Origin of the sequence: Helicobacter pylori, assembly GCF_006439795.1 — a bacterium.
Lineage (GTDB): Bacteria > Campylobacterota > Campylobacteria > Campylobacterales > Helicobacteraceae > Helicobacter > Helicobacter pylori_CR.
On sequence record NZ_VEYL01000020.1, the window covers coordinates 1 to 22,714 of the forward strand.

21 protein-coding genes and 3 pseudogenes are annotated in these 22,714 nt (G+C 39.7%); 10 read left to right on the forward strand and 14 right to left on the reverse strand.

Annotated elements, in window-relative coordinates:
- From FIM66_RS07335 to FIM66_RS07350, 4 genes are all read left to right on the forward strand, one after another.
- A partial coding sequence (locus FIM66_RS07335; protein ID WP_194149273.1) for a CMP-N-acetylneuraminate-beta-galactosamide-alpha-2, 3-sialyltransferase occupies positions 1-268 on the forward strand: 268 nt, incomplete at its 5' end.
- A gap of 144 nt (positions 269-412) precedes the next feature.
- On the forward strand, positions 413-853 hold the full coding sequence (locus tag FIM66_RS07340) for a hypothetical protein (protein WP_140600324.1): 441 nt from the start codon (positions 413-415) through the stop codon (positions 851-853).
- Positions 854-894: 41 nt separating this feature from the next.
- A complete protein-coding gene (locus tag FIM66_RS07345; protein WP_140600325.1) occupies positions 895-2,727 on the forward strand; it encodes a DUF262 domain-containing protein in 1,833 nt (610 codons plus the stop codon).
- Positions 2,728-2,866: 139 nt separating this feature from the next.
- Positions 2,867-3,775, forward strand: coding sequence for a hypothetical protein (locus FIM66_RS07350; RefSeq protein ID WP_140502046.1), 909 nt, complete (start codon positions 2,867-2,869; stop codon positions 3,773-3,775).
- Positions 3,776-3,897: 122 nt separating this feature from the next.
- Here FIM66_RS07350 and queF read toward each other — a convergent pair whose 3' ends face one another.
- Positions 3,898-4,344, reverse strand: a complete 447-nt coding sequence (gene queF / locus FIM66_RS07355) for a preQ(1) synthase (protein WP_140479534.1) — start codon at positions 4,342-4,344, stop codon at positions 3,898-3,900.
- 59 nt (positions 4,345-4,403) lie between these two features.
- On the opposite strand from queF, the gene rsfS reads away from it, so the two are divergent.
- The 4 genes and pseudogenes from rsfS to FIM66_RS07375 all read left to right on the forward strand — a co-directional run bounded on the left by rsfS (position 4,404) and on the right by FIM66_RS07375 (position 8,432).
- Positions 4,404-4,745 (forward strand): ribosome silencing factor, encoded by a 342-nt coding sequence (gene rsfS, locus FIM66_RS07360; protein WP_128031298.1) that lies wholly within the window; start codon positions 4,404-4,406, stop codon positions 4,743-4,745.
- 7 nt (positions 4,746-4,752) lie between these two features.
- Complete coding sequence (gene miaA, locus FIM66_RS07365; protein ID WP_140548734.1) at positions 4,753-5,649, forward strand: tRNA (adenosine(37)-N6)-dimethylallyltransferase MiaA; 897 nt, start codon at positions 4,753-4,755, stop codon at positions 5,647-5,649.
- Positions 5,650-6,753, forward strand: coding sequence for a glycosyltransferase family 8 protein (locus FIM66_RS07370; RefSeq protein WP_140600326.1), 1,104 nt, complete (start codon positions 5,650-5,652; stop codon positions 6,751-6,753). It abuts the gene before it with no gap.
- Positions 6,754-6,762: 9 nt separating this feature from the next.
- Positions 6,763-8,432 (forward strand): annotated as a pseudogene (locus FIM66_RS07375) (phosphoethanolamine transferase).
- A gap of 53 nt (positions 8,433-8,485) precedes the next feature.
- Here FIM66_RS07375 and FIM66_RS07380 read toward each other — a convergent pair.
- The 6 genes from FIM66_RS07380 to FIM66_RS07405 are packed head-to-tail and all read right to left on the reverse strand — an operon-like array spanning position 8,486 to position 14,823.
- On the reverse strand, positions 8,486-9,265 hold the full coding sequence (locus FIM66_RS07380) for a UDP-N-acetylmuramate dehydrogenase (RefSeq protein WP_140479527.1): 780 nt from the start codon (positions 9,263-9,265) through the stop codon (positions 8,486-8,488).
- Between the two features lie 3 nt (positions 9,266-9,268).
- Complete coding sequence (gene fliQ, locus FIM66_RS07385) at positions 9,269-9,535, reverse strand: flagellar biosynthesis protein FliQ (RefSeq protein WP_000445741.1); 267 nt, start codon at positions 9,533-9,535, stop codon at positions 9,269-9,271.
- A gap of 10 nt (positions 9,536-9,545) precedes the next feature.
- Complete coding sequence (gene fliI, locus FIM66_RS07390; protein WP_140600327.1) at positions 9,546-10,850, reverse strand: flagellar protein export ATPase FliI; 1,305 nt, start codon at positions 10,848-10,850, stop codon at positions 9,546-9,548.
- Positions 10,851-11,765: a CpaF/VirB11 family protein gene (locus tag FIM66_RS07395; RefSeq protein WP_140490981.1), complete on the reverse strand. Its 915-nt coding sequence runs from the start codon at positions 11,763-11,765 to the stop codon at positions 10,851-10,853.
- A gap of 16 nt (positions 11,766-11,781) precedes the next feature.
- Entirely contained in the window at positions 11,782-14,544 is a 2,763-nt protein-coding gene (gene ileS / locus FIM66_RS07400) for an isoleucine--tRNA ligase (RefSeq protein ID WP_140548730.1), read from the reverse strand.
- Between the two features lie 24 nt (positions 14,545-14,568).
- Positions 14,569-14,823 (reverse strand): RNA-binding S4 domain-containing protein, encoded by a 255-nt coding sequence (locus tag FIM66_RS07405; protein ID WP_001217158.1) that lies wholly within the window; start codon positions 14,821-14,823, stop codon positions 14,569-14,571.
- Positions 14,824-14,925: 102 nt separating this feature from the next.
- Here FIM66_RS07405 and FIM66_RS07410 point away from each other — a divergent pair, with 102 nt between their 5' ends.
- Entirely contained in the window at positions 14,926-15,546 is a 621-nt protein-coding gene (locus tag FIM66_RS07410; RefSeq protein ID WP_140548728.1) for a hypothetical protein, read from the forward strand.
- A gap of 132 nt (positions 15,547-15,678) precedes the next feature.
- Here FIM66_RS07410 and FIM66_RS07415 read toward each other — a convergent pair whose 3' ends face one another.
- The 7 genes and pseudogenes from FIM66_RS07415 to rsmA all read right to left on the reverse strand — a co-directional run bounded on the left by FIM66_RS07415 (position 15,679) and on the right by rsmA (position 22,190).
- Positions 15,679-16,515, reverse strand: coding sequence for an outer membrane beta-barrel protein (locus FIM66_RS07415; RefSeq protein WP_140600335.1), 837 nt, complete (start codon positions 16,513-16,515; stop codon positions 15,679-15,681).
- A 247-nt stretch (positions 16,516-16,762) separates the two neighbouring features.
- The gene (locus FIM66_RS08205) at positions 16,763-16,960 is read right to left on the reverse strand and encodes a hypothetical protein (RefSeq protein WP_225306114.1); all 198 of its coding nucleotides are present in this window, start codon (positions 16,958-16,960) and stop codon (positions 16,763-16,765) included.
- Positions 16,911-17,027 (reverse strand): annotated as a pseudogene (locus FIM66_RS08375) (hypothetical protein); the annotation flags it as partial. The gene FIM66_RS08205 and the pseudogene FIM66_RS08375, both read right to left, overlap by 50 nt.
- Positions 17,028-17,212: 185 nt before the next feature.
- Positions 17,213-18,286 carry a dual-specificity RNA methyltransferase RlmN gene (gene rlmN, locus FIM66_RS07425; RefSeq protein WP_140600328.1) on the reverse strand — a complete coding sequence of 358 codons (1,074 nt, stop codon included), beginning with the start codon at positions 18,284-18,286 and terminating at the stop codon, positions 17,213-17,215.
- Complete coding sequence (locus FIM66_RS07430) at positions 18,283-19,272, reverse strand: KpsF/GutQ family sugar-phosphate isomerase (protein WP_140500411.1); 990 nt, start codon at positions 19,270-19,272, stop codon at positions 18,283-18,285. The genes rlmN and FIM66_RS07430 overlap by 4 nt, the downstream gene beginning before the upstream one ends.
- On the reverse strand, positions 19,256-21,337 hold the full coding sequence (locus tag FIM66_RS07435) for a ribonuclease J (protein ID WP_140548726.1): 2,082 nt from the start codon (positions 21,335-21,337) through the stop codon (positions 19,256-19,258). The genes FIM66_RS07430 and FIM66_RS07435 overlap by 17 nt, the downstream gene beginning before the upstream one ends.
- Positions 21,338-21,374: 37 nt before the next feature.
- On the reverse strand, positions 21,375-22,190 hold the full coding sequence (rsmA, locus tag FIM66_RS07440; protein WP_140548724.1) for a 16S rRNA (adenine(1518)-N(6)/adenine(1519)-N(6))-dimethyltransferase RsmA: 816 nt from the start codon (positions 22,188-22,190) through the stop codon (positions 21,375-21,377).
- Between the two features lie 253 nt (positions 22,191-22,443).
- Between rsmA and hpnL the strand changes: the two are divergent.
- Positions 22,444-22,569 (forward strand): annotated as a pseudogene (hpnL, locus tag FIM66_RS08380) (nickel-binding protein HpnL); the annotation flags it as partial.
- Positions 22,570-22,714 lie beyond the last annotated feature (145 nt).

Sequence of the window (22,714 nt, forward strand, 5' to 3'; positions counted from 1 at the left end):
TCAACCATTCAACCATTCAACCATTCAAGCAATCGTTCAAGCAATCGTTCAAGCAATCGTTCAATCAATCAACCAATCAACCAAGCAATCATTCAAGCAATCATTCAAGCAATCATTCAAGCAATCAACCAATCAACCAAGCAATCATTCAAGCAATCATTCAAGCAATCATTCAAGCAATCATTCAAGCAATCATTCAAGCAATCAAGCAATCAAGCAATCAAGCAACGCTACCATACTTTTATCACTTTTACAAAAATCCGCTTAAAAATCCTTTACTTTTTATTGTTCCCCCTTTCATTAACATTATTCCCCCTTTCATTAACCAGCACAACATTTTTAAAAAATTTGATTCCATAAGCCCCATTTTTAAATCAGTGGGGCTTACAGAGTTAAATTTAAAGGAGAGATGATGGCTCAGTTAGAAGATTTGAAAGCGCATGAAAAATACAATTTGTTGTTGTGCATGGTTTCAGGTGCATATAAAGGAACCATTCCAGGAAATGAGGATTTTAAAGAGTGGTGCGATGAATGCACTTTGGACTATTTCCGCTCACGACGGAACAAAGCGGCTCAGCACAAGCATTTTGAACTCATGCGTAAAGCGGATTATATCATTGGCATCGTGAATGAGGATTCAACGACTAGAGGGGTTGAAGTCCAACGGAGCGTTTTCGCTCTAAAGATTGACCATGACACTATTGGGGTTGATGAAGAGGGAGCGCTAAAGGTTGAGGGCGTTTGCGCTCAAAAAGGGAGCCAAGAATACGAAGAATTGGTCAATAAAAACACTTGGCATTTCACGCACAGCACCCGACTTGGACAACCAAAATTGATTGAGCGAAAAAATTAAGCAATCGTTGATTGTCAGCCCGTAACAAAGAAAGGATTTTAATGAAACTATTGGATTTAGACGGAGTGATTGAAAAAGGCGTGTTTGAAATCCCCAGCTATCAAAGGGGATATGCATGGCAGGAAAGGCAATTAAAGGATTTTTGGAACGATTTAGAGCATGTGTCCAAACTGGGAGATAAATTCCATTACATGCACAGCTTAACCTTAAGAGAGCTTGAAAATGAGTTTGAAAGCAGCGCTTTTGAAATCATAGACGGCCAGCAACGATTGGCTACAAGCCTGATTTTACTAGGCCTTTTAGCAAAAACCACCCAAAATAAAGATAAAAAGTATTCTTTAATCAACCTTGAACCCATTCTATCCTATAAGTATTATGGTTTGAGTGAAGCTTTTAGAGCGATCACTGAAGAAGAAAAAGATTTAGAAAGGTTTCAAACTTCTTTTTACGCTAAAAATTTGATTGACGCTCATGCGTTTTTTAAAGAAAAAATCAGCGATACGCCTGTTGGAACACTTGAAAAAATGTTTGATGCTCTTATAAAGAAAATGCTTTTTAGCGTGGTGGAATTGAAAGATAATCGGATCGATCCTTTCAGCTCTTTTGAAACGATTAACAATCGTGGTAAAGATCTATCCACTTTAGAATTGTTTAAAAACCGCTTGCATTTTGTGGCGCACAAGATTTGCGATGGCAAAAAATTAGAAAAGCTTCAAAACGAAATCAATGACACTTACACCAGGATTTATTACGATTTGAGGCATTTTAAAGACGATCATTTAGAGGGTTTTTTAAAGCATTTTGTGGCATATTATTATGGCGAGAAAGGGGATTTTAAGAAGAGGTTATTGGAAATGGAGTTTAACGCTCATAAAAGATATACCGACAACACCAACTTTAATGACGAATATGAAAAAATAGACGATTTGTTATTTTATCTTTCTTATTCTTCTAAGGTTTGGCATTTCTTGCACACGCTTGATGAAAAGTCTATCGCCCTTATTTTTGATGACAATAGAAAGCTTGAGATGGAAATCACGCCTAAAATGCACAACTTGTTAGACAAAATGCGGCGCTTAAACGCTTTGAGCGATAACGCTTTTCTGCCCTTATTGCTCTCTCTTTTAACCATACAGCTTGTTGGAAGGAGTGCTAATGAACAGCCTTATACCACCCAAGAATTAGAGGGCTTATTAGAGTATTTGGAGCGTTTCGGATTTTTAGTCTATGGGGTTGCTGGCAAGAATACGGCTAAAAACGAATGGATTGAATTGGCTTTTAAAGCGTTCAAAGCGTATAGAGATGGGGATGAAAATATCGCCATTGAAGATCTTCCAACGCTAGAAAAGAGTTTTTTCAATAAAACAAACAATAGCGCTTTGGAATTGCTTGAAGAGAGTATCCATTCCAAAAAGAATACTGAGAAATGGTATCAGTGGGGCAAAGCGTTGAATTACTTGCTTTATGAATACGAGTTGCACCATAACCCTGAAACGACTCTAAATTTTGATAGCAGTATAGAAAGCATTGAGCATATCTTGCCCCAAAAACCCGATCAAGGCTATAGCGCTAAAGAAAAAAGTTGGGCTAAAAATCCCCATATCGTGCATGCTTTAGGGAACTTGCTCTTAATTGCTAAAAACACTAACAGCTCTTTAAGCAACAAGCCTTTTGAGGAAAAAAGAAAAGAATACCTCAAAGGCTCTTATAGTGAAAAAGAAGTGGCTAAAAACGCTTCTTTTGGAGTCGCGCAAATCAAAGAAAGGAGCGAAAAATTATTAGACTTTTTAATCGCACGTTATCGTATCGCTGAATTGGTGGGCGAAAGCGCCATTAAAGCTTTTAAAAACGCTCTTTTAAAGGATATTGAATGATGCGATACTCAAAAATAAAGGGTCTATTTTTAGCGCTTCACACCCCAACAAGGAGGAAAACGCCATGCTGAAAAGATAAAGAACATTGAACGGACAATTATAGCGGATTTTTAAAATTTAAAATTGCGAGGAGCAAAAAATGGGTTTTCAAAACGAAAATAAGTTAGAGTTAGGCGCGTTGGTCAAAGCCACGATCAACGACAAAGTGGTGGAGGCTAAAGTCATTAATATTGGGTTTAATCGTGTAACCTTAAGGAGCCAAAAAGGCAACGAAGCCACTTACGCTTTTAATAGCGAAAAATTCTTAAAATGGTTTAAGGAAGTGCCTTTGAATGAAGTTGCGAATAATCACGCTGAAAAAAGCGGAGAGGATTTGTTGAAAGGGGTTAAAATCGTTACGAGCGGTCCGAGTGTCAAGGAAAGGACTACTACTCCTAAAGAGAAAGAGGACAGGTTTAAACTCGCTTTTGGATTTAAGACTACTGATGATAAGACTGGCTTTGAGATTATTGCGGAGGACTATACTTTAAGCGAGAGAAAAAGTAGGCTCGGGGCGTTATTCTCTCCTATGTTTTTTGAAGGTAGCGGTAATCAAGTAACCGCTATCATTCTTACCGCCCTTGCTAACGCTAAAGGTTTAAATAGGCACAGCGATGCGGAGTGGAGTGCGATGCTTAATAGCCGAAACACCGATGAATGTAATTACGACACTTTTGATTATATGGATAGAGTTGGGACTACTTTATTCTGTGGCGTGATTAAGGCGTATGCGGAGGGGTGTGAGGAATTTCAAGAGGATTTCAATGACTTTTCTCCTAATGGTTTTTGGGCTACGACTTTACCTAAAAACAAAAATGAGGCGTTATTTATAGCGCAACTCTTATGCGACGGTGGTATCAATAAGTATGGCTTAAGCTGTGCGGGTCTTACCGAAAATTTGTTGAAAGACATTTATAATTATATCGGTTTGGCGAGCGTGGGTGAGGTTGATGAGTATATTGATAACCTAGATAAGGAGGAGGCTGAAAATACTAATGTTACCGAGTAGTAACCCCCCCATGTGGGGTGGCTCTCCTTTTTTTAATCTTTTATTTTTCTTTTTTTTCATTCTCCCCCTAATCTGTTAATTTAATTGGAACAGCTTTAATCTTAAAACCCTATCTTTGCGCGTTATTTCGCATCCAAAAGGCGTTTTTCTTTAAATTCTTGGTATTCTTTGATCGCGTAATTCACAAAGGGCTTGATCGCAATCCCGCCCCTAGAGGCAAAATCCCCATACACTTCCAAATACTTTGGCTCTAGCAATTGGACTAAATCTAGTAATATCGTATTAATACAGCTCTCATGAAAACTCCCATGGTTTCTGTAACTGAATAAATAGAGTTTTAAAGACTTGCTTTCTACCATTTTATTTTTAGGGATATAGCGGATAAAGATCACGCCAAAATCCGGCTGGGAAGTGATGGGGCAAAGGCTTGTAAATTCCTTGCATTCTAGCGTGATTAAGGGGTCTAAATTGGGGTTTGGGTTAGGGAAAGCTTCTAGTAAATCGCTGTTGTATTCAAAAATATAGGGCGTTTTAGCGCCTAGGGATTTGAGGTTTAGTTCAGGGGTCATTAATCTTTCCTTGATTTAAGTTATAATAAGGCTATTTTAACCCATTTTTTAGGAAACTCATGAACCAACGCATAGAAACGATTACGGCTTTATTAGATGAAAAAAAGGCTTTTGATATTACGCATATTGATTTGTCTCAAACCCCCTATTTGGTAGAAAATGTCATTATCGCTACCACGCTAGCGAATAAGCATGCCCTTTCTTTACTAGATGCGCTTAAAAACACCCTTAAGCCTTTGGGCGAAGTCTTTTACCAGATAGATGAGTCTAATGAAGAGTGGATCATTTTGGATTTGGGGGATTTGATGATCCATCTTTTCACAGAAGAATGCCGTAAAAAATTTGACTTGGAAGGGTTTTTGAACGCTTATAAAAGGGGGCTTCCTTATCAAAACGCCTAAGAAACTCATCGCGCTTCTAGGGCCTAGCGGGAGCGGCAAAAGCGCTCTTTCTATTGAATTGGCCCAAGAATTGGACGCTGAAATCTTTTCTTTGGATTCTTTGAGTATTTATAAAGACATCAATATCGCTTCGGCTAAACCGAGCTTAAAAGAGCGAAAAAATATCAAACATTACGCCCTAGACTACCTTAACATTGATGAAAAAAATAACGCCCCCCTTTTTAAAACCCTTTTAGAGGACGCCATGAGAGTATCCCAAAAAGAAATCTTACTCATTGTGGGGGGGAGCAGTTTTTACTTAAAATCCATTTTAGAAGGTTTGAGCGATACGCCAAAAATTAGCGGTGAGGAGGTTGTAAAAATAGAGCGAGAAATCAGCGCCCTAGCTGACCCTTACGCGTTTTTAAAATCCATTGACCCCACAAGCACTTTTAAAATCCATCCAAACGACACTTACCGCATCTATAAGGCTTTAGAAATCTTTTATGCCACCCACACGCCCCCAAGCGAGTATTTTAAAACTAACCCTAAAAAACCCTTTGAGCATGCTATCTCCTTATTCGCTCTTCATATTGAAAAAAACGCGCTCCATAGCAACATCAAACAGCGCACCAAGAACATGCTCCATTCAGGGCTTATTGAAGAAATCAAAGCCCTTTATACCCAATACCCTAAAGATTCGCAGCCTTTTAAAGCCATAGGCGTTAAAGAGAGCGTTCTTTTTTTAGAAAAACGACTCACTTTAAAGGAGCTAGAAGAAATGATTGTTTCTAACACCATCAAATTAGCCAAGCGCCAAAACACTTTCAACAAAACCCAATTCCATAACCTTTATATGGGTAGCGCTAAAGAAGTTAGGCATGCGATTTTAAAACACTCAAAAAGCGATATAAGGGAGCGATAAATGGATACGCAAAATTTACCCGATCAAATTATCCCTATTTTTATGAGTTTTGATAAGAATTACGCGCTAGGGGCTAGCGTGAGCCTTTATTCTTTACTCTCACATGCGAGCAGGCACACAAGCACGATAGATTTTAGCCCCTTAAATCAAAGCAATAAACTTTTAGGCACTAACATCGTGTATAAAATCCATTGCTTGATTAAAGGAGTCACTTTAGAGCAGCAAAACAAGCTTTTAAAAACCATTGAGCCTTTTAAAAAATTCGCTTCATTAGAGTTTATAGACATCAATTCGCTCGATCATTCCATAGAAAGCTACCTCAATGAGTCTTGCTCCAAGCGTTATGGCGGGCTTCTTGTTTTGTGCCGGCTCTTGCTCGCTTCGCTCTTCCCTAATTATTCTAAAATCATTTCCATAGATGTAGATACGGTGTTTTTAGGAGATGTTGCAAGCACTTATTTTGCGCTGGATAACGACCCCACTAAATTGCTTGGCATGGTGAGAGACACTTTTTCCCACCTTCCTTTTGAAGCCTTTTGTCATTTTATTGAACGCGCATGCAAGAATTTTAAGATTGATTTTTCACGCTTTAGCCAAAACGAATTAAAACGCATCCATCAAGGCTTTAACATGGGCTTTTTGGTGGCGAATTTGGATTTGTGGCGCGAAAATGGGTTTGAAAAAATCGCTTTGGAGTTTTTGAAAACTAGGGGGAAAGATCTTTTCTACCCTGAGCAGTGTTTAATCAATATGGTGTTTTTAGAGCGCGTTTTAGAATTACCTATTTATTATAATTGCTATTCTGATTCTTTCAAAGAGCACTACCCTAAAAACATCATCATGCTCCATTTCATCAAATACAAGCCGTGGCGTTCTGTGAGTTCTTTAAACGGGCGTTTGATTTGCTATGAAGCTGAAGCGAGTTTTTGGCTCGCCAACCTTTTTTGCACCCCTTTTAAAAACGATTTTTTTAAAGAACGCCTTGAAATGGCTAAAGACCAACAAATGCAATCTTTTAAAACCCACATTCGATCAAAAACGATTAAGGATTATTTTTGTTTTAGGATAAAAAATATTTTGAAAAAAGTTTTCAAACCCACTTAAAGGACATTCATGGAAAAATTATTGAAGTTTTTAAAATTCTTTGCCAGTAGCGTAACTCTAGATGAAAAATTTTTAATGTTCCTTCTTTGCAACGCTCTTTCTAACGCTTACAAAATAGCGATCTGTTTTCTTTCTCTAAAGGCTTTTTAGGCGCTTTTTTAATCGGGTTTGTGGTGTATTATGGTTGCGTGCTAATCCCTAAAAAACGCTTGAAATATTTATTAGAATGGCTGTTTATAGGAAGCGGTATTATTTTTAGCGTGGCTGAAATTTTTACGCTCTTTATGTTTAAAATGCCTTTTTCCAAAGGCTTGATTGACACGCTTCTAGCCACAAACAGCTCTGAAACGATGGCGTTTATAAAAAGCTATAAAAATTATTTGCTTTACTACGCTTTGATTTTGATCGCCTTATTGGTAACTATTAAAATGATTCGCTTTAGAGCGCTTGTGCCTGGTGTGATAGCGGGCGTTTTAGGGCTTTCTATCCTCACCATAGGAAGCGTTCGCCATGTTAAATATCTCACGAGCAACGATGCGATTTTAAAAAGATCATTGTTTTCTCTCTCTTTAACTAGGGGGGTTTATTCCGCTTATTTGAGCTTGTTTGATCGCCAACAAGCCATAAAATTTTATAGCTTTTTAAATAACCTTTATTTACCAAGCGATTATCTTTCCAGCACGGGCGATGTTGAAAATGTCGTCTTAGTCATCGGCGAAAGCGCGAGCAGAAATTTCATGCAACTCTATGGCTATAACGTTTCTAATAACCCCTTATTGAGCCAACTCGCCAACGAGAGAGAGAGAGAGAGTAACAACCTGTTCGTGTTTTCTGACACGATAAGCAAAGAAGCCCACACCTCTGATGTCTTTGAAAGCCTGCTCAATTACAGCAACGCCGAAACGAATAAGCCTTGGTATCATTACCACAACATGATAGACATTTTCAAGCGATCCCATTATGAAACTTTTTGGCTAGAAAAACAAATCGTCGATGAATGGGGGATCACACAAAATCTAGTCTCTAATCGTTCTAAAAACCGCTACTATATTTTGGGAAACTATGGTGCATACGATGAAGAGCTGGTGAAATTTTATTCTAAAAATGTCCAACCCCAATTAAAAAGCAAGAATTTTATCGTGTTCCATTTGATTGGCTCTCATTCTTGGTATGCCGATCGTTTCCCTAAAAGTTTTGCCAAATTCAAACCAAGCGATTTGTCTTTTTCTAATTTGCATGCAAGCAGCGATAGAGACAAGCAAATCGTTGCCGATTATGTCAATTCGCTTTATTATAACGACGCTGTTTTGAATGGGATTTTTAACCTCTTTAAAGATAAAGACGCTATTGTGTTTTATTTGAGCGACCATGCACAAGATATTTTTGAAAGCGGCCCTACTTATGGGCATAGATGCTCTAAAGCGGGCTTAGAAATCCCTTTTATGATTTATATAAGCGATATTTTTAAAGAAAAACACTCCGAGAAAGTGAAGTTGATTAAAAGCGCTTTAAACAAACCTTTCATGAGCGATGATTTAATCCATTCTCTTTTGCCTTTGGTGGGCATTCACACTAAAGATGAAATAGAGAGTAAAAACCTTTTTAGCCCCCAATTTGACGCCCAAAGAAAAAGGGCTGTTTGTTATGGCAGCATGGATTATGATAGGGCTGAGAGATAAGGCTCTGTTCTCATCAATAGGGATAAGCTTGATTTCACATAAAGCTTTCAACCCTACCTTAAAATTTTCACTTCTTCTTCTAAATAAATGCCGTATTCTTGCAACACTCTGGTTTTGGCTAGTTCTATCAAATCCAATGCTTCTTCAAATCCTGCACCCCCCAAATTCACCAAAAAATTCGCATGCTCTTTAGCAAAGCCCACTCTTTTTAGACAATAACCCCTTAAGCCCACGCCTTCTAAAAGCCTACCCGCATAATCGTTAGGCGGGTTTTTGAAACAGCTCCCAAAATTAGGCAATTTGGGGTGGCTTTTGCGCATGCTTTGACACGCTTTTAAAACTTCTTGTCTAAAGCCATGCGTTTTTTTAAACCTCGCCCTTAAGACAACGCCATTGAATTTGCTGCTGCGATAATCTAATCCTAGCGCTCCACTCCCTAGCCATTCATTATTAATGCAAGCGCTTTCTAAAACATTTTTGATTTCAAATTCTTTCATGCCGGCATTCATTTTAACTAACGCCCCTAAAGTGCCAGGCAATTGCCCTAAAAACTCCAAACCCCCTAAATCATTCGCCCTAAAATAATTAAAAATTTTAGACGAGTTGGCCGCTCCCCCTATTTCAACGCATTCGCCCTTATCGCAAATATAATCGTAGTTTGGGCCTAAAAGGGCGAGATTTTTCGCGCTAGGAGCGATTAAAAGGTTGTTCGCTAAACCGATAATTTGGTGTTCTTGAGAGATTTCATCATCGTTTTCTAAAATGCTCACTTTTAAAGGCGTGCCGATTTTCACGCTGCTGTAACGAGAAAAATCAATGGTTTTTTCTAGCATTTTCTAGCCTATGATTTTAGGAATGAGCTTGATTAAGGTTTTGGTGTAATCTAAAAGCATGTTAGTCATCCACGGCATGGTTAAAATCAACACCCCAATCACCGCTAAAATCTTAGGTACAAAAGACAAGGTCATTTCATTGATTTGAGTGGTCGCTTGAAAAATACTGACTAATAGCCCCACCACCAAGCCCGCTAGTAATACCGGTAAAGAAATCATCAAAGTGATTTTATAAGTCTCAATGGCGAGTTTCATGAGTTGTGATTCCATAACATTCCTTTTATCTTAAAATTTCTTCTAATTGCTGAAAGCTTTGTTCAAAAGGCTGTAAAGCGTTTTCATCTTGTGCTAAAAATTGCTCCATTAGAGCCTTTTTCTTAATCGCTTCATCAAGCTCTTTATCGTTCCCCATTTGATAAGATCCGATGCGAATGAGCATTTCATTTTCTTTCAATAACGCATACAAACGGCGGAATTTTCTCGCGCAAAGGTTTTGAGACTCGCTGATGATGTCTTTAGCCACCCTTGATGCGGAGTTTAAAATATTAATAGGCGGGTAGATCCCATAATCGGTCAATTCCCTGCTTAAGACAATATGCCCGTCTAAAATACTCCTAGCTTGATCGGCTATGGGATCGCTCAAATCATCGCCCTCTACTAGCACGCTAAAAAAAGCCGTGATGCTCCCCTTATTTTCTTCCTTGCCCGCCCTCTCCATTAATTGAGGCAATAAGGAAAGCGCGGATGGGGGGTAGCCTTTGGAAGTGGGCGGTTCGCCTAAGGCTAAACCGATTTCTCTTTGAGCCATAGCGAAACGAGTCACTGAATCCATGATAAACAACACGTCTAGCCCTTGGTTTTTAAAATACTCCGCCACGCTCATCGCGCAAAAGGCCCCATATTTGCGCATCAAAGGGCTATCATCGCTCGTAGCGACCACCAACACGCAAGAGCTTAAATCCCCTTTTAAGTTTTTCTCTATAAATTCAGGGGTTTCTCTGCCCCTTTCCCCAATCAAAGCGATCACTTTAATCGGCGCTAAGCAACCCCTAGTGATCATGCCCATTAGCGTGGATTTACCCACCCCAGAGCCGGCAAAAATACCCAGTTTTTGCCCCTTACCGCAAGTCAAAAGCCCATCAATGCTCTTCACCCCCACGCTAAAAACCTCATCAATCAAGCCTCTTTTTAAAGGGGCTATAGGCGTTGTAATGACAGGTGCTAATCGTTCATAATCTAGCGCCCCCTTATTGTCAATGACTTGCCCTAAAGGGTTAAGCACCCTCCCTAAAAGATTACGGCCCACAGGGAAATTCAACCCCTCTTTTAAAAACAGCACCTTATCGCCAGCCCTAGCCCCCTCTATAAAGTTAAAGGGTGTGAAACCAAATTGCTCTTTTTCTGCCACCACCACCATTCCCACGCATTCGCTGCCATCGCTTTTTTCAATCTTCACCACATCGCCCACAGACGGGTTAAAACCATCCGCATAAACGATATTGGGCATGATTTTTTTCACGCTCCCGTAGCGAGGCGATAGATCAAAATGCTGATTCAAGCGGTTTTTTAAGGATTTTAGGGGCATTTAAAGCTCTTTAGTCCATAAGACTTCAGCGATCTGGCGCTCATCATTGATTCTATTCACATGCACGATCACATCAATCGCACTTTTAAAATACGCCCGCATCAAATCCTTATCCAAAGAATGCGTATAACGCATGCTCAAATTCAGTGAAAGGGCTTCTAAAGTGTTTTGGGCACTATTAGCATGAATGGTTGAGAGCATGCCCTTATGCCCGGTGTTTCCTAAACGCAAAAAGAGCGCTGCATTCCTGGTGTCAATCTCGCCTACAATGAGCCTGTCCGGGTTTAAGCGCATGGCCATATTGAGAGCGTCTTCATAATTAAAGCGCGTGTTCTCTTGCTTGCCCACTAAAAGCCCCACGCAATTACTGAACGCCTTTAAATCCAATTCTTGGCTGTCTTCAACGCTCACCACCCTTTCATCTTTATTGACGCAATCTAAAAGAGCGTTGAGTAAGCTTGTTTTACCGCTTGAAGTCTCCCCGCTAATGAGAATGTTATGCCCTTTTAGCGCTAAATTTTTCAAATTTTCTGGATCGCTTGCTTTGAAAGTGAAATCGTCTAAACTTAAGGGCTTAAGCCTAGGCACACGGATATTGAGCGTGATTTGATTATTGGTAGTGATGCTAAAATGATTCGCACTCACCCTATAGCGCGTGAAAGGGATAGAGCAATTTAAAGTGGGGTGCTCTTCATCAAAAAACAACCCCCTAAAACTGGCCAATTGCTCGCAAAATCTCAGCAAAAACGCCTTATCAAAAAGCGCATGCCCTCTTTTTTCTCGTGTGTTATTGATTTTATAAAGCCAAAGTTCCTGCTCGGTGTTGATGATTAGCTCGGTGATCCCGCTTTCTAAAAAAGGGGTGAAATGGCCGATTAGGGCTTGTAAAACTCTATGGGTTTGTAAAGTTTCCAAAAGCCCTATCCTTTTATCATCGCTCTTTTAAAACCTCTTCGCAGCGCTTGCAAGGGGTGTTTTCTAACTCGCTTTTAAAACGCCAACACCTGGGGCATTTATAAAATGGGGCTTTAAAGAGCGTGAATGCTGGCGTTTCGCTTAATTTTTCTTTTGCAACCCCTACAAAGCTCACCATCAGCAATTCTTCTACTAAATTTTCACGCAACGCTTTTTCTTTTACTTCAATAGCGCATTCCAACGAATTTTTGATCGTGCCTTCTTTTTTCAATCGGTCTAACTCTTCATTAAAGGCAGAACGCAAGGCTAAAACGGCTTCAAAATTTTCTGGCTTTTTACATTCTTTAAGGCGGAGTTTTTCTAAAACGCTAATGCCTTTTAGATCAAACACATCTTTGGCTTGTAAAAACGTGCAAAGCACCTGGCTATGCTCTAAAACTTCTTCAATCGTGTGCGTTAAAATCGGGGCTAAAAAGTAGCACAATTGACTAGCCACAGCGAGTAAGACCATTTGAATGGCTTGGCGTTTTTCATTATTTTTGCTATCGCAATACAAGCTATCCTTACAAGCGTCTAAATAAATCCCGCTCAATTCATTGGTAACAAACGCCATTAAAATATTCAAGCCTTTCACAAAATCATGCTCTTCAAACGCGCTATTGACTCCAGCGCTTATGGTTTCTAAAGCCTCTAATATAAAATGATCTAAAGGGCTAAAGCTATGGGAGCGTTCTAAATTCTTAAGATCCATATCGCTAAAATTGGCGAGTAAGAATTTTAGGGTGTTGCGGAATTTTTTATAATGCTGTTCTGTTTGAATGAAAAAGGTTTGAGAGACCCTCAAATCGTTTTGATAGTCATTAAACGCTACCCACAAACGCACCACATCGCTCCCATGCCTTTTGAGTAAGTTGTCCAAAGACACCACATTTCCCTTAGATTTGCTCATTTTCTCGCCCTTTTCATCTACGATAAAGCCATGCGTAATGACCTTTTTGAAAGGGGCTTGGTTGTTTAAAACACAACCGATTAGAAGCGAGCTTTGAAACCACCCCCTATGCTGATCGCTCCCTTCTAAAACCACATCGCTAGGGCTTTGCCCCTTTTCTCCATGATAATCTTCTAAAACCGCCTTAAAGGTGCTACCGCTATCAAACCACACGTCTAAAATGTGCATGATTTTCTCATAATGCTTGGCGTTATCTTGATAATTAGGGGGTAATAAATCTTTTACGCTAGACTCCCACCACACATCACAGCCTTTTTTCTCAAAAAGATTCGCCATATGCTCTAAAACTCCGCTGTCAAAACAAGGCTTATTGGTGCGTTTGTCCATGAAAAAGGCTAGTGGCACGCCCCATTTTCTTTGTCGGCTCAAGCACCAATCAGGGCGGTTTTCTATCATGGTTTTTAGGCGGTTTTTCCCGCTGCTTGGCACAAATTCCACCTTTTCAATCGCATCTAAAGCCACTTCTCTTAAGGTTTTTTGAGAGCCATCATTTTGAATAAAAGGCTCATCCATTAAAATAAACCATTGCGTGGTCGCTCTGTAAATCACAGGCTTGTGCGTCCTCCAGCAATGCGGGTAGGAATGCTCAATCTCTTGCTCTAGCAATAAAGAATCGCCCAATTGCTCTATAATGCGTTTTTGAGCCTTAAAAACATGCTCGCCCAGATAGCTTTTATCCAATAGTTGGTTATGGATAATGCCCTCATCATAGCAACCTTTTTCATCTACAGACATTAACACTTCTAAATTATATTTTAAGCCTAAATAATAGTCCTCTTCACCATGCCCGGGCGCGGTATGCACGGCTCCTGTGCCATCTTCTAAACCGACATGCTCTCCTAGAGTGATTAGGGAATCTCTTTGGTTTAAAGGATTAACCGCTTTCAAATATTCTAAATCATTGGAATTGAATTCATGCGTGATCTCACTATCCACCACCCCTAAAGCGGCTAATTTTTCATGCAAGGCTTTAGCGACTAAATAGCCTTTTTGGGTGAGCGCATAAACAGCGTCTTTTTTCAAAGCGATCGCTTCATTCGCATACAAAGTCCAAGGCGTGGTCGTCCAAATCACTAAGCTCGCTTTTTTGACTTTTAATTTTTCTAAACTCTCCTTTTTCAAACCAAACGCCACGAAAATGGAGGGCGATTTTTTCATCTTGTATTCCACTTCAGCTTCCGCTAAAGCGCTCTCGCATGCATAACTCCAATAAATAGGCTTATGGCGTTCTTTCAAAAGCCCTTTTTTAGCCACTTCCACTAAAGCCCTATAAATGCTCGCTTCAAATTTAAAATCCATGGTTTTATAAGGATCTTCAAAATCCCCCAAAACGCCTAATTGCAAAAATTCATTCTTTTGGATTTCTAAAAATTTTTTCGCATGATCTCGGCACTTTTCTCTAAACAGCGTGGGGTTTTCTAGACTTGTTTTTTCTTTTTCTAATCGCTCTAAAATTTGCTGCTCAATGGGCAAGCCATGGCAATCCCAACCGGGCGTGTAATAGATTTTCTTCCCTTTAAAATATTCTCTTTTAATAACAATGTCTTTTAAAATCTTATTTAAGGCATGCCCTAAATGCAAATGCCCGTTCGCATAAGGCGGCCCGTCATGCAAAGTGAAATCCCCATGGTTATCTTTCCTATTTTGCATGCGTTTAAACGCTTGTTGCTTTTGCCATTTGGCGTAAGTTTTAGGCTCATTAACGCTCAAATTCCCTTTCATAGAAAAGGTGGTTGTGTTTAAGTTTAGGGTGTCTTTGTATTCTTTCATGGATTGTTCCTTAATCTTTTATCTTTATTCTTTTGTTTTAGGAGCGATATAAAGGTGCGTGTCTTTTCGCGGCACATTTTTTAAAGTGGGGATTTGTAAAATCGTGTATTCTTCTATCCCTTTTAAATAATGCAAGCTAATCGCATCGCCTATTTTCACTTCTTTACTGGCCTTAGCGCAACTCCCATTGAGCCACACCGCCCCCACATTGCACATATCTGTCGCTAAAACGCGCCGCTTCACTAAACCCACTGATTGTAAAAATTTGTCTATTCGCATGCGTTTATTTTACCCTATTCTTTAAGTTTTTATCCATAACTTATAAGGGTTTTAGTTTTAGCATGTTAGCATTCAAACCACCACTCTTTTTAAGGAATTTGCTTGAAGTTTCAAATTGTGAGTTTGTTAGCCGCTCTTTTATTAGCCTCTTGCTTGCCCCCTAAAGGCCATCATTCTGGTTTGGTGAATATGTATATCGCTCACCAAGGCCAAAGCGTGCGCACTTATTGGCGCAAAATAGATAGAGGAGTTGTCGCCAAACACAATGAAACGCTTGAAAAAAACCCTAAAGCAAAGCTCAAAGACCCTAGGGGGCCTTTGTTCATGCTTGGGAGTGAGCGCTTCATGCTTTTATGGAAAAACCGCTACGCTTTAGCCAAAGTCCAATCGTTCAAGCTAGAGCCTGGATTTTATTACTTGGATTCTTTTAGCGTGGAAACTCAAAAAGGCATCTTGCAGAGTGCCCCTGGCTATTCATACACCAAAAATGGCTACGATTTCAAAAACAACCGCCCTTTTTTCCTAGCCTTTGAAGTCAAACCTGACAGCAGGATCGTTCTTCCTAGCGTGGAATTGAGCCTGATTAAAACCCCTAGAGGCTTTTTGGGGGTGTTTTTATTTGACAACAACGAAAAGGGGGCTAATACCCGATGGATTGAGGGGAGCTTGAATTTAAAGCTTAAAAACGCTTCTTTTAAAGACGCATGGGGGTTGGAACCATAAAGCATGAAGCGATCGCTCGCTTTTCGTAAGCTCTTTATGTATGATTAGATTGTAAAAAAAACGCTTAAAGCATTTTTTAGATTTTGTTATCCCTATTCAATTGGAACAAAGCCATTAAATTTTTAAAAACTTTTAAAACCGACAAACATAATCCGCGCTCCAAGTAACATAGCTTTCAAAAATGCCCCTAGGGATTTTTGCTTGTGAAAACCTCACGCTTTCGCAACTCTTTAGCTTTTTTAAAGAACAACTAGGAGCGTCGCCATGGATGCTCGCACTCAATTCTAGCGTGTGGCGCTTATCGCCCATCCTTAGCCCTAGTGAGCCATAGCCCTGAAATTGCATCAATTGCGCTAATATATTACCAAAATCTTTAAGAACATTGGCTGTTACGCTCTCACCCCCTAACCCAGCCCCTATAAAATAACCGATGAAAAACTTCTCATTTTCATACACATTGTGTAAAAAATCCATAAAAAAGCTGTAAGTTGACATTGTTATCATACCACCATTAAAAAAAGAAACAGGACTTATTATGTCTATGGGTATCACTCCAAATAAGTATTGTTGGTATTTATCTTTTTCCATGTAATTGCCCGCTTTATAGGAGTATTGGAACCCTCCCCTAACGCCAAAACCCATTTTTTTAATCTTAACAGGAGCGATATACTGATACCCCACCTTAAAATTAAAGCCGTTTAAGATGGTGCTGGGATCTTTTCTTTCTAAGAGTCTTCCACTAAAGTAGTGAGATAGCAAAACAAAACTATCTTTATAAGCTAAATTCCATGAAAACATCCCGCTATAGCCAAGACCGGCAAAAAAAGCGCTTTTATCCACTCTTTGATGTTTAGCCTTAGCTTTTTCTTTCGCTAAAGCTTCTTGAACCTTCTTTCCAACGAGTTCATTAAGCGCGCCCTCATCTATAGCGTGGCTAAAATTAAACCCTAACACAGAATACAGAGCCAAAAATAAAAATTTCTTATTGGGTTTTAAAAAATGGGGGGAGTAACTTGCATACCCTTTCCTTGATTGAAAAATTGTTTTAATATTTTGAATATTGTAAAACATTGAAGCTTGTTAAAAGTCTTAACAATATTATTGGATAAAAAATTACTTTTTATAGGCATTAATGAGTATTTTTAACATTAATGAGCGTTTGTAAAAATAAAAATCAAGCGTGTTGCGGTGGTTGGACTGGATTTAATGGGTTTGATTAGAATGGGTTAGAATGGAATGATTGTATCTTAAAGTCAAAGCCAGAGACAACCCTAGTCAAGTTGCCCCTAGCCACACCGATATTACTCGTGATGCCCGTGGCAACAACCTTCTTCTTGATGATGACTATCGCTAGTGCTGCAACAACCTTCTTCATGATGAGAGCTGTGGTGGTGATGGTGGTGTTCACCGCCATGATAGTGGTGGTGGTGTGTGTGGTGGTGATGGTGGTGTTCACCGTGTTGTTCTTCATGGTGTGCCATGATGACTCCTTTGATTAAAAATTTAAATTCTAGCTCACTAGCTAGGATTTCATTCTACAATATAAAATCTAATTAATTGTTAATGAAAGAAATTTTGACACTAATTTTTAATCCATATCCCCTAAATTTTGAAAAATCAACACCCCCCCATTAGAAAAAAGACAAAACCTCACAAAAAAGAGTTTTCAAATTTGCTGAGAGAGTTTTTTCTCCCTCAATTGCCCGCAAGCCGCTTCAATATCCAAGGCTTTAGACTCTCTAATGGTGCATAATAAGCCTTTAGAGTTTAAAAAATCCGCAAACATTCTAGCGCTCTCTAAGCTAGGGCGTTCAAACTTAGAGCCTTCATGCGGGTTGAATAAAATCAAATTCACTTTGGATTTAATGCCGTTTAAAAGTTTTAAAAGTTTTTTAGCGCAATCCAGGCTATCGTTTAGATCTTTAATCAAAAGGTATTCAAACATCACTCTTTTGCGCTGCTCTAAAGGCCATTTCCTCACTTCATTCAAAACGCATTCAATGTTGTATTTTTTATTCAAGGGCATTAAAGATGAGCGCGTTTTGTCATCTACGGCGTGTAAGGATATGGCTAATTGCACGCCTAAATTTTTGCCCGCTAAAATGGGGATTTTATCGGCCACGCCGCTAGTGGAAATCGTGATCCTTTTAGGCGAAATTTGCATGCCGGTATTGAAAATCTCAATCGCTTTACACACCTCATCTAAATTGTTCAAAGGCTCGCCCATTCCCATAAAAACAATATTGAGCGCTTTTTCAATGGGGAGGTTATTGTCTTCTTTAATGAGTAGGGCTTGCTGGATGATCTCGCTCGCTTTGAGATCCCTTACAAAACCGCCTTTTTGAGTGAAACAAAACGTGCAACCCACTTGACAGCCGATTTGACAAGATACGCACACGGTGTATTTTTCCCCCTCTAAAATAGCGTTTGTCTCTTCATCAATCTTTTTATCTTTCATTTTCAACAACACCGCTTCAAAAGTGTGGTTGTCTCTTAAAGATTTAAAAAGGTATTTTTTAGAGCCATCAACGCTCTCCCTCACATGCGTGATTTCTATCGTGCGCAAAGTAAATTCTTGCTCTAAATAAGCGATAAAATCTTTTGAAAAATTATTTTGCATGTCTTTAAAGCTTGTTTTATACTTCGCATAGAGCCACAAATAAAGCTGTTTAGCCCTAAAGCTTGGTTTTAAAAGCTGGCTCAATTCATCTAAAGTGAAATCATAAATACTCGCTTTCATGCTTTAAGCCCTAATTCTAAAAGTTGGTGCAAATGCAAGACCCCTAAAACCTTATTGCAATCATCTACGCACACTAAAAGTTGGATCTTATGGTGCTCTAAAAATTCTAACGCTTCTAAAAGAAGAGCGTCTAAATTCTTAAAGCTTTTAGGTTTTAAGGTGGCAAAATGCCTCACTTCGCTCTTTAAACTCACCCCTTTTAATAACGCCCTACGGACATCGCCATCGCTTAACACCCCCACAAGCTCGTTAGCCTCATTGACTAAAATCGCGTTGCCCAAGCGTTTTTCACTCATTTCTATGAGCGCGTCTTTAAAACTTGTGCTAGGAGCGATTAAGGGGAGGTTCGTGGTTTGCAGTAAGTCTTTAACCTTGACAAAAAGTTTTTTGCCTAAAAGCCCACCCGGATGAAAGGAAGCAAAATCTTCTTGGCTAAAATTTTTCGCTCGCATCAAGCATGCCATTAAAACATCGCCTAAGGCTAGAGTTAGGGTGGTAGAAGTCGTTGGAGCGGTGTTAATGGGGCAAGCTTCTTTTTTGATTTTCAAGCTCAAATAGTAATCGCCGAGTTTAGAGAGCGAGCTAGTGGGGCTTTTAGTGAAAGTGATGATTTTATGGCTTAAGCGTTTTAAATGGCTCACCAGATTCAACAATTCTAAAGACTCGCCCCCATAGCTAATCATTAAGATCACATCGTTTTTTTCCACCATGCCCAAATCCCCATGCATGGCTTCTGTGGGGTGTAAAAACGCACTCCTGTTACCGGTGCTTAGCATAGAAGCAGCGATTTTTTGCGCCACTAAAGCGCTCTTACCCACGCCCACTATCACAAGCTTACCCCCTTTTTCTTGGCTTTTTAAAATGAGCTTGACAATCGCTTCTAAATCGTTGGGTTTTTGGAATTGTTCAACGCTTTCTAAAAGCGCGCTCGCTTCATCTTTTAAGACTTGCGTGGCGATAGCGTTGTAATCAGGTAGCATGGGCATGACAAATGATAGCCGGGTATTTTCTAAACTTTTTAAAGAGCGCTTTTCTGATGAAATTACGAGTGTGATCTTCTAATTTTTTAGGGTTATTCAAAATTTCGGCGTTGCTGGATTTCAATAACACCTCTAAGCCCCCTTGAATTTCTTTAATCAAATGCTTTTCATCTTTAAAGCCCACAAGCCCTAAACTGGAAAATTGAGAGCTTTCTAAAAGCGCTTGTTTGTTTTTATTCACAAAAATTGTAGCCACAAACACCCCCAAGCTAGCGACTTCTTCTCTTTGTTGCACGATGCTTGTATCAATACTCAAATTGCTTTGGTTATCCACATAGCTTTTACCGCTTTTAATCGTGCCGACTTTTTTAATGAACGCAGGGCCAACTTCCACCTGATCGCCATCTTCCATTAAATAGATATTTTTTTCAGGCACCCCGCAAGCAATAGCGGTTTGCTTGTGGCGTGCGACATGGTTATATTCCCCATGCACGGGTAAGAAAAACTTAGGCTTAATGAGTCTTAACATGAGCTTTTGCTCTTCTTGGGCGGCATGCCCGCTCACATGGATATTGTCAAATTCTTGATAAGCCACTTTAGCTTCTTTTTTGATTAAAAAATTCAATACCGCTGAAACGCTCGCTTCATTGCCAGGAATGGCTTTAGCGGAGATGATGACTAAATCGTTGGGTTTGATAGAAATGTGGCGGTGTTCATCAGTCGCCATGCGATAAAGCGCGCTCATGGTTTCGCCTTGTGAGCCGGTCGTTACGATTAAGACTTCATTATCCGGGTATTTAGCGACTTCATTGGCTTCAATAAAAGATTGATAAGGCAAATGGATATAGCCTAATTCTCTGGCGATGTCTAGGTTTTTTTCCATAGAGCGCCCGATCACAGCGATCTTGCGGTTGTATTTAATGCCGTATTGTATGGCTTGATAGACCCGGTGGATATTGCTAGAGAACGTGCTCATAATCACCCTCCCTTGCGCTTCTTTAAAAAGGGTATCAAAAGCCGGTGCTATGGTGCTTTCACTCGGTGTGGTCCCAGATTTATGAGAGTTAGTGGAATCGCTTAAAAGAAGCATCACCCCCTTTTCGCCATAGTGCGCCAAACGATACAAGTCAGTGGGCAGATTATCCACCGGGGTGTGATCGATTTTAAAATCGCCGGTATGAATGATCGTCCCGGCTTTAGTTTGGATCGCTAAAGCGCTGCTGTCAATAATGGAATGCGTGATGTGGATCCATTCAATGATAAATTCGCCCACGCTAATGGGACAACGCTTTTCTACGATTTTAAAATACGAGCGGTATTTTTTCAAACCATGTTCATCAAACTTGCTCCCAATCAGCCCCAAACTCAAGGGCGTGCCATAAAGGGGGAATTGCAACTCTTTAAACAAATAAGGCGTGGCCCCTATGTGATCTTCATGGGCATGGGTGATGATAATGCCAGCGATTTTGTCCTTGATTTGGTGCAAGTAGGAAAAATCCGGGATTAAAATATCCACGCCAAAAAGCCCTTCTTTAGGGAAGCTCATGCCCGCATCAATCACGATCGCGCTTTTTGGGGTTTCAATGACCATCATGTTCCCCCCAATCTCGCCCAAGCCCCCTAAAGGCGTGATTTTAACGCTCGCTTTAGAGTTTAGATTCATCTTATAATGCGGGTTTAGATGCTCCACTTGGATCTTGTTATTCGCTTCAACGCCCTTTTTAAGCTCCTTATGAAAGCCTAAAGTCCCTCTCTCATTCACATGCAAAATTTCCGTAACGCCCTCTACTTTATTGCTATCTAGCTCTTCTTGAGCGTAATTTCTAGTCTTTTGGGGGGTGTGTTTGGCTTTGTGGTGATGGTTTGGTTTTTTGTTGGGGTGGCGCTCTTTTTTATGGTGCGAAGGCGCTTCATGGTGTGAAGACTCTGCGTTTTTTTGTGCGTTTTCTCTGAAACGCTTTTTGCGATTGGTGAAGCGCTCAAACGCTCCGGCTCGCATCTCATCAGCTTTTGAATTTTCACTGCTGTTTTCATGGTTTTCATGATTTTCGTAATGGTTGTTATCGGTCATAACGATTATTCCTTTATTTCAATTTTTTAAAAAGGCCTTAGCCTTTTAAAAGGTATTCTAAGAGCTTGAGATAATCTTTTACCTCAGACGCCCTCACGCTTGTTGGTTGGTTTTCTAACGCTAAAAAATCTAACACCTTATCAAGCTTTTCTCTATAAGAAACGCTTTTTTTAAGATTGTTTGAAAGCGTCTTCCTAGGAGATGAGAAACAAGCTTTCAAAAAATCTTCTAATGTTTCAAACCCTTTTTGTAGGGCTTCTTCAAAAAATGGCGCTTGGAGTAATGAAGCTAACGCCTTTTCTCTCAGCGGCTCTTTAATCACTTCAAACACGCTAGAAAACACCTTTGGAGGCGGGCTAAACGCGCTAGGCGGCACATCAAACAAAAGGGTAGCGTTCCCTATTGCTTGAGTTAAAACGCTTAAGGCGTTCTGTGAATCTTTAGCGCAAAATTTGAGCGCCACTTCCTTTTGTGTCATCACCAATAAGCCCCTGCATTTAGGGTCTTTGAGCGCGTTTAAAACAAGCCTGGTAGCGATATAATAAGGCAAATTAGAGATCAAAAAATAAGGCTCTTCTTCTTTTAAAAAAAGAGCGTCTTTTTCCACTAATTCTAACCCAAAAGGCTTTTTTTGCACCTTTAGTTTTGATCGCATTTTTTCGCACAAGTTGCTGTCTATCTCATAAGTCTTTAAAGGATAGCGATCCAACAACTTAAGAGTCAAATCCCCTAGCCCCACGCCAATTTCAATTAATTTCAATGGGTTTAAGGGGGGCAAAGCACCAACAATTCTGTCTAAAAACGACTCGTCCGTTAAAAAATGCTGTCCTAAAGACTTTTTAGCTACTACCATAAGAAGCGCTTCTAAAACTCCTCATATTATACCTTAAAAAGGGGATTTGTCTTTCCTTTTTAATGCAACTTCTTTATTATAGCTTTTTTCATTCAAAGATGTTGGTAGTTTTGACAACAGAAGCGCTTAAATGAGCGCTCGTATTAAAAATTAGTATTAAAATCTTTTTCGTTAATAATTGGTTAGATTTCGCATTATAAAATGAAATCCTAGTCAATGAGCTAGAATTTAAATTTCAATTAAAGGAGTCATCATGGCACACCATGAACAACAACAACAGGCTAACAGCCAACACCACCACCATCATCATGCACACCACCACCATTACTATGGCGGCGAACACCATCACCATAATGCGCAACAACACGCTGAACAACAAGCAGAGCAACAAGCTCAACAACAGCAACAACAACAAGCACACCAACAACAACAACAATATTGATTGGGGCGTTTGTGGGGGCGGCCTTAGGGCTACTCCTAGCTTTTAACTCTTTCTTTTAATCTAGTAAATTTATCCATTTAAA

What these genes read in the sequence shown, in the direction of transcription:
- FIM66_RS07340 (WP_140600324.1), top strand. Translation starts at nt 413, where the DNA reads ATGGCTCAGTTAGAAGATTTGAAAGCGCATGAAAAATACAATTTGTTG.
- FIM66_RS07345 (WP_140600325.1), top strand. Translation starts at nt 895, where the DNA reads ATGAAACTATTGGATTTAGACGGAGTGATTGAAAAAGGCGTGTTTGAA.
- FIM66_RS07350 (WP_140502046.1), top strand. Translation starts at nt 2,867, where the DNA reads ATGGGTTTTCAAAACGAAAATAAGTTAGAGTTAGGCGCGTTGGTCAAA.
- queF (WP_140479534.1), bottom strand. Translation starts at nt 4,344, where the DNA reads ATGACCCCTGAACTAAACCTCAAATCCCTAGGCGCTAAAACGCCCTAT.
- rsfS (WP_128031298.1), top strand. Translation starts at nt 4,404, where the DNA reads ATGAACCAACGCATAGAAACGATTACGGCTTTATTAGATGAAAAAAAG.
- FIM66_RS07370 (WP_140600326.1), top strand. Translation starts at nt 5,650, where the DNA reads ATGGATACGCAAAATTTACCCGATCAAATTATCCCTATTTTTATGAGT.
- FIM66_RS07380 (WP_140479527.1), bottom strand. Translation starts at nt 9,265, where the DNA reads ATGCTAGAAAAAACCATTGATTTTTCTCGTTACAGCAGCGTGAAAATC.
- fliQ (WP_000445741.1), bottom strand. Translation starts at nt 9,535, where the DNA reads ATGGAATCACAACTCATGAAACTCGCCATTGAGACTTATAAAATCACT.
- fliI (WP_140600327.1), bottom strand. Translation starts at nt 10,850, where the DNA reads ATGCCCCTAAAATCCTTAAAAAACCGCTTGAATCAGCATTTTGATCTA.
- ileS (WP_140548730.1), bottom strand. Translation starts at nt 14,544, where the DNA reads ATGAAAGAATACAAAGACACCCTAAACTTAAACACAACCACCTTTTCT.
- FIM66_RS07405 (WP_001217158.1), bottom strand. Translation starts at nt 14,823, where the DNA reads ATGCGAATAGACAAATTTTTACAATCAGTGGGTTTAGTGAAGCGGCGC.
- FIM66_RS08205 (WP_225306114.1), bottom strand. Translation starts at nt 16,960, where the DNA reads ATGGCGGTGAACACCACCATCACCACCACAGCTCTCATCATGAAGAAG.
- rlmN (WP_140600328.1), bottom strand. Translation starts at nt 18,286, where the DNA reads ATGAAAGCGAGTATTTATGATTTCACTTTAGATGAATTGAGCCAGCTT.
- FIM66_RS07430 (WP_140500411.1), bottom strand. Translation starts at nt 19,272, where the DNA reads ATGCCCATGCTACCTGATTACAACGCTATCGCCACGCAAGTCTTAAAA.
- FIM66_RS07435 (WP_140548726.1), bottom strand. Translation starts at nt 21,337, where the DNA reads ATGACCGATAACAACCATTACGAAAATCATGAAAACCATGAAAACAGC.
- rsmA (WP_140548724.1), bottom strand. Translation starts at nt 22,190, where the DNA reads ATGGTAGTAGCTAAAAAGTCTTTAGGACAGCATTTTTTAACGGACGAG.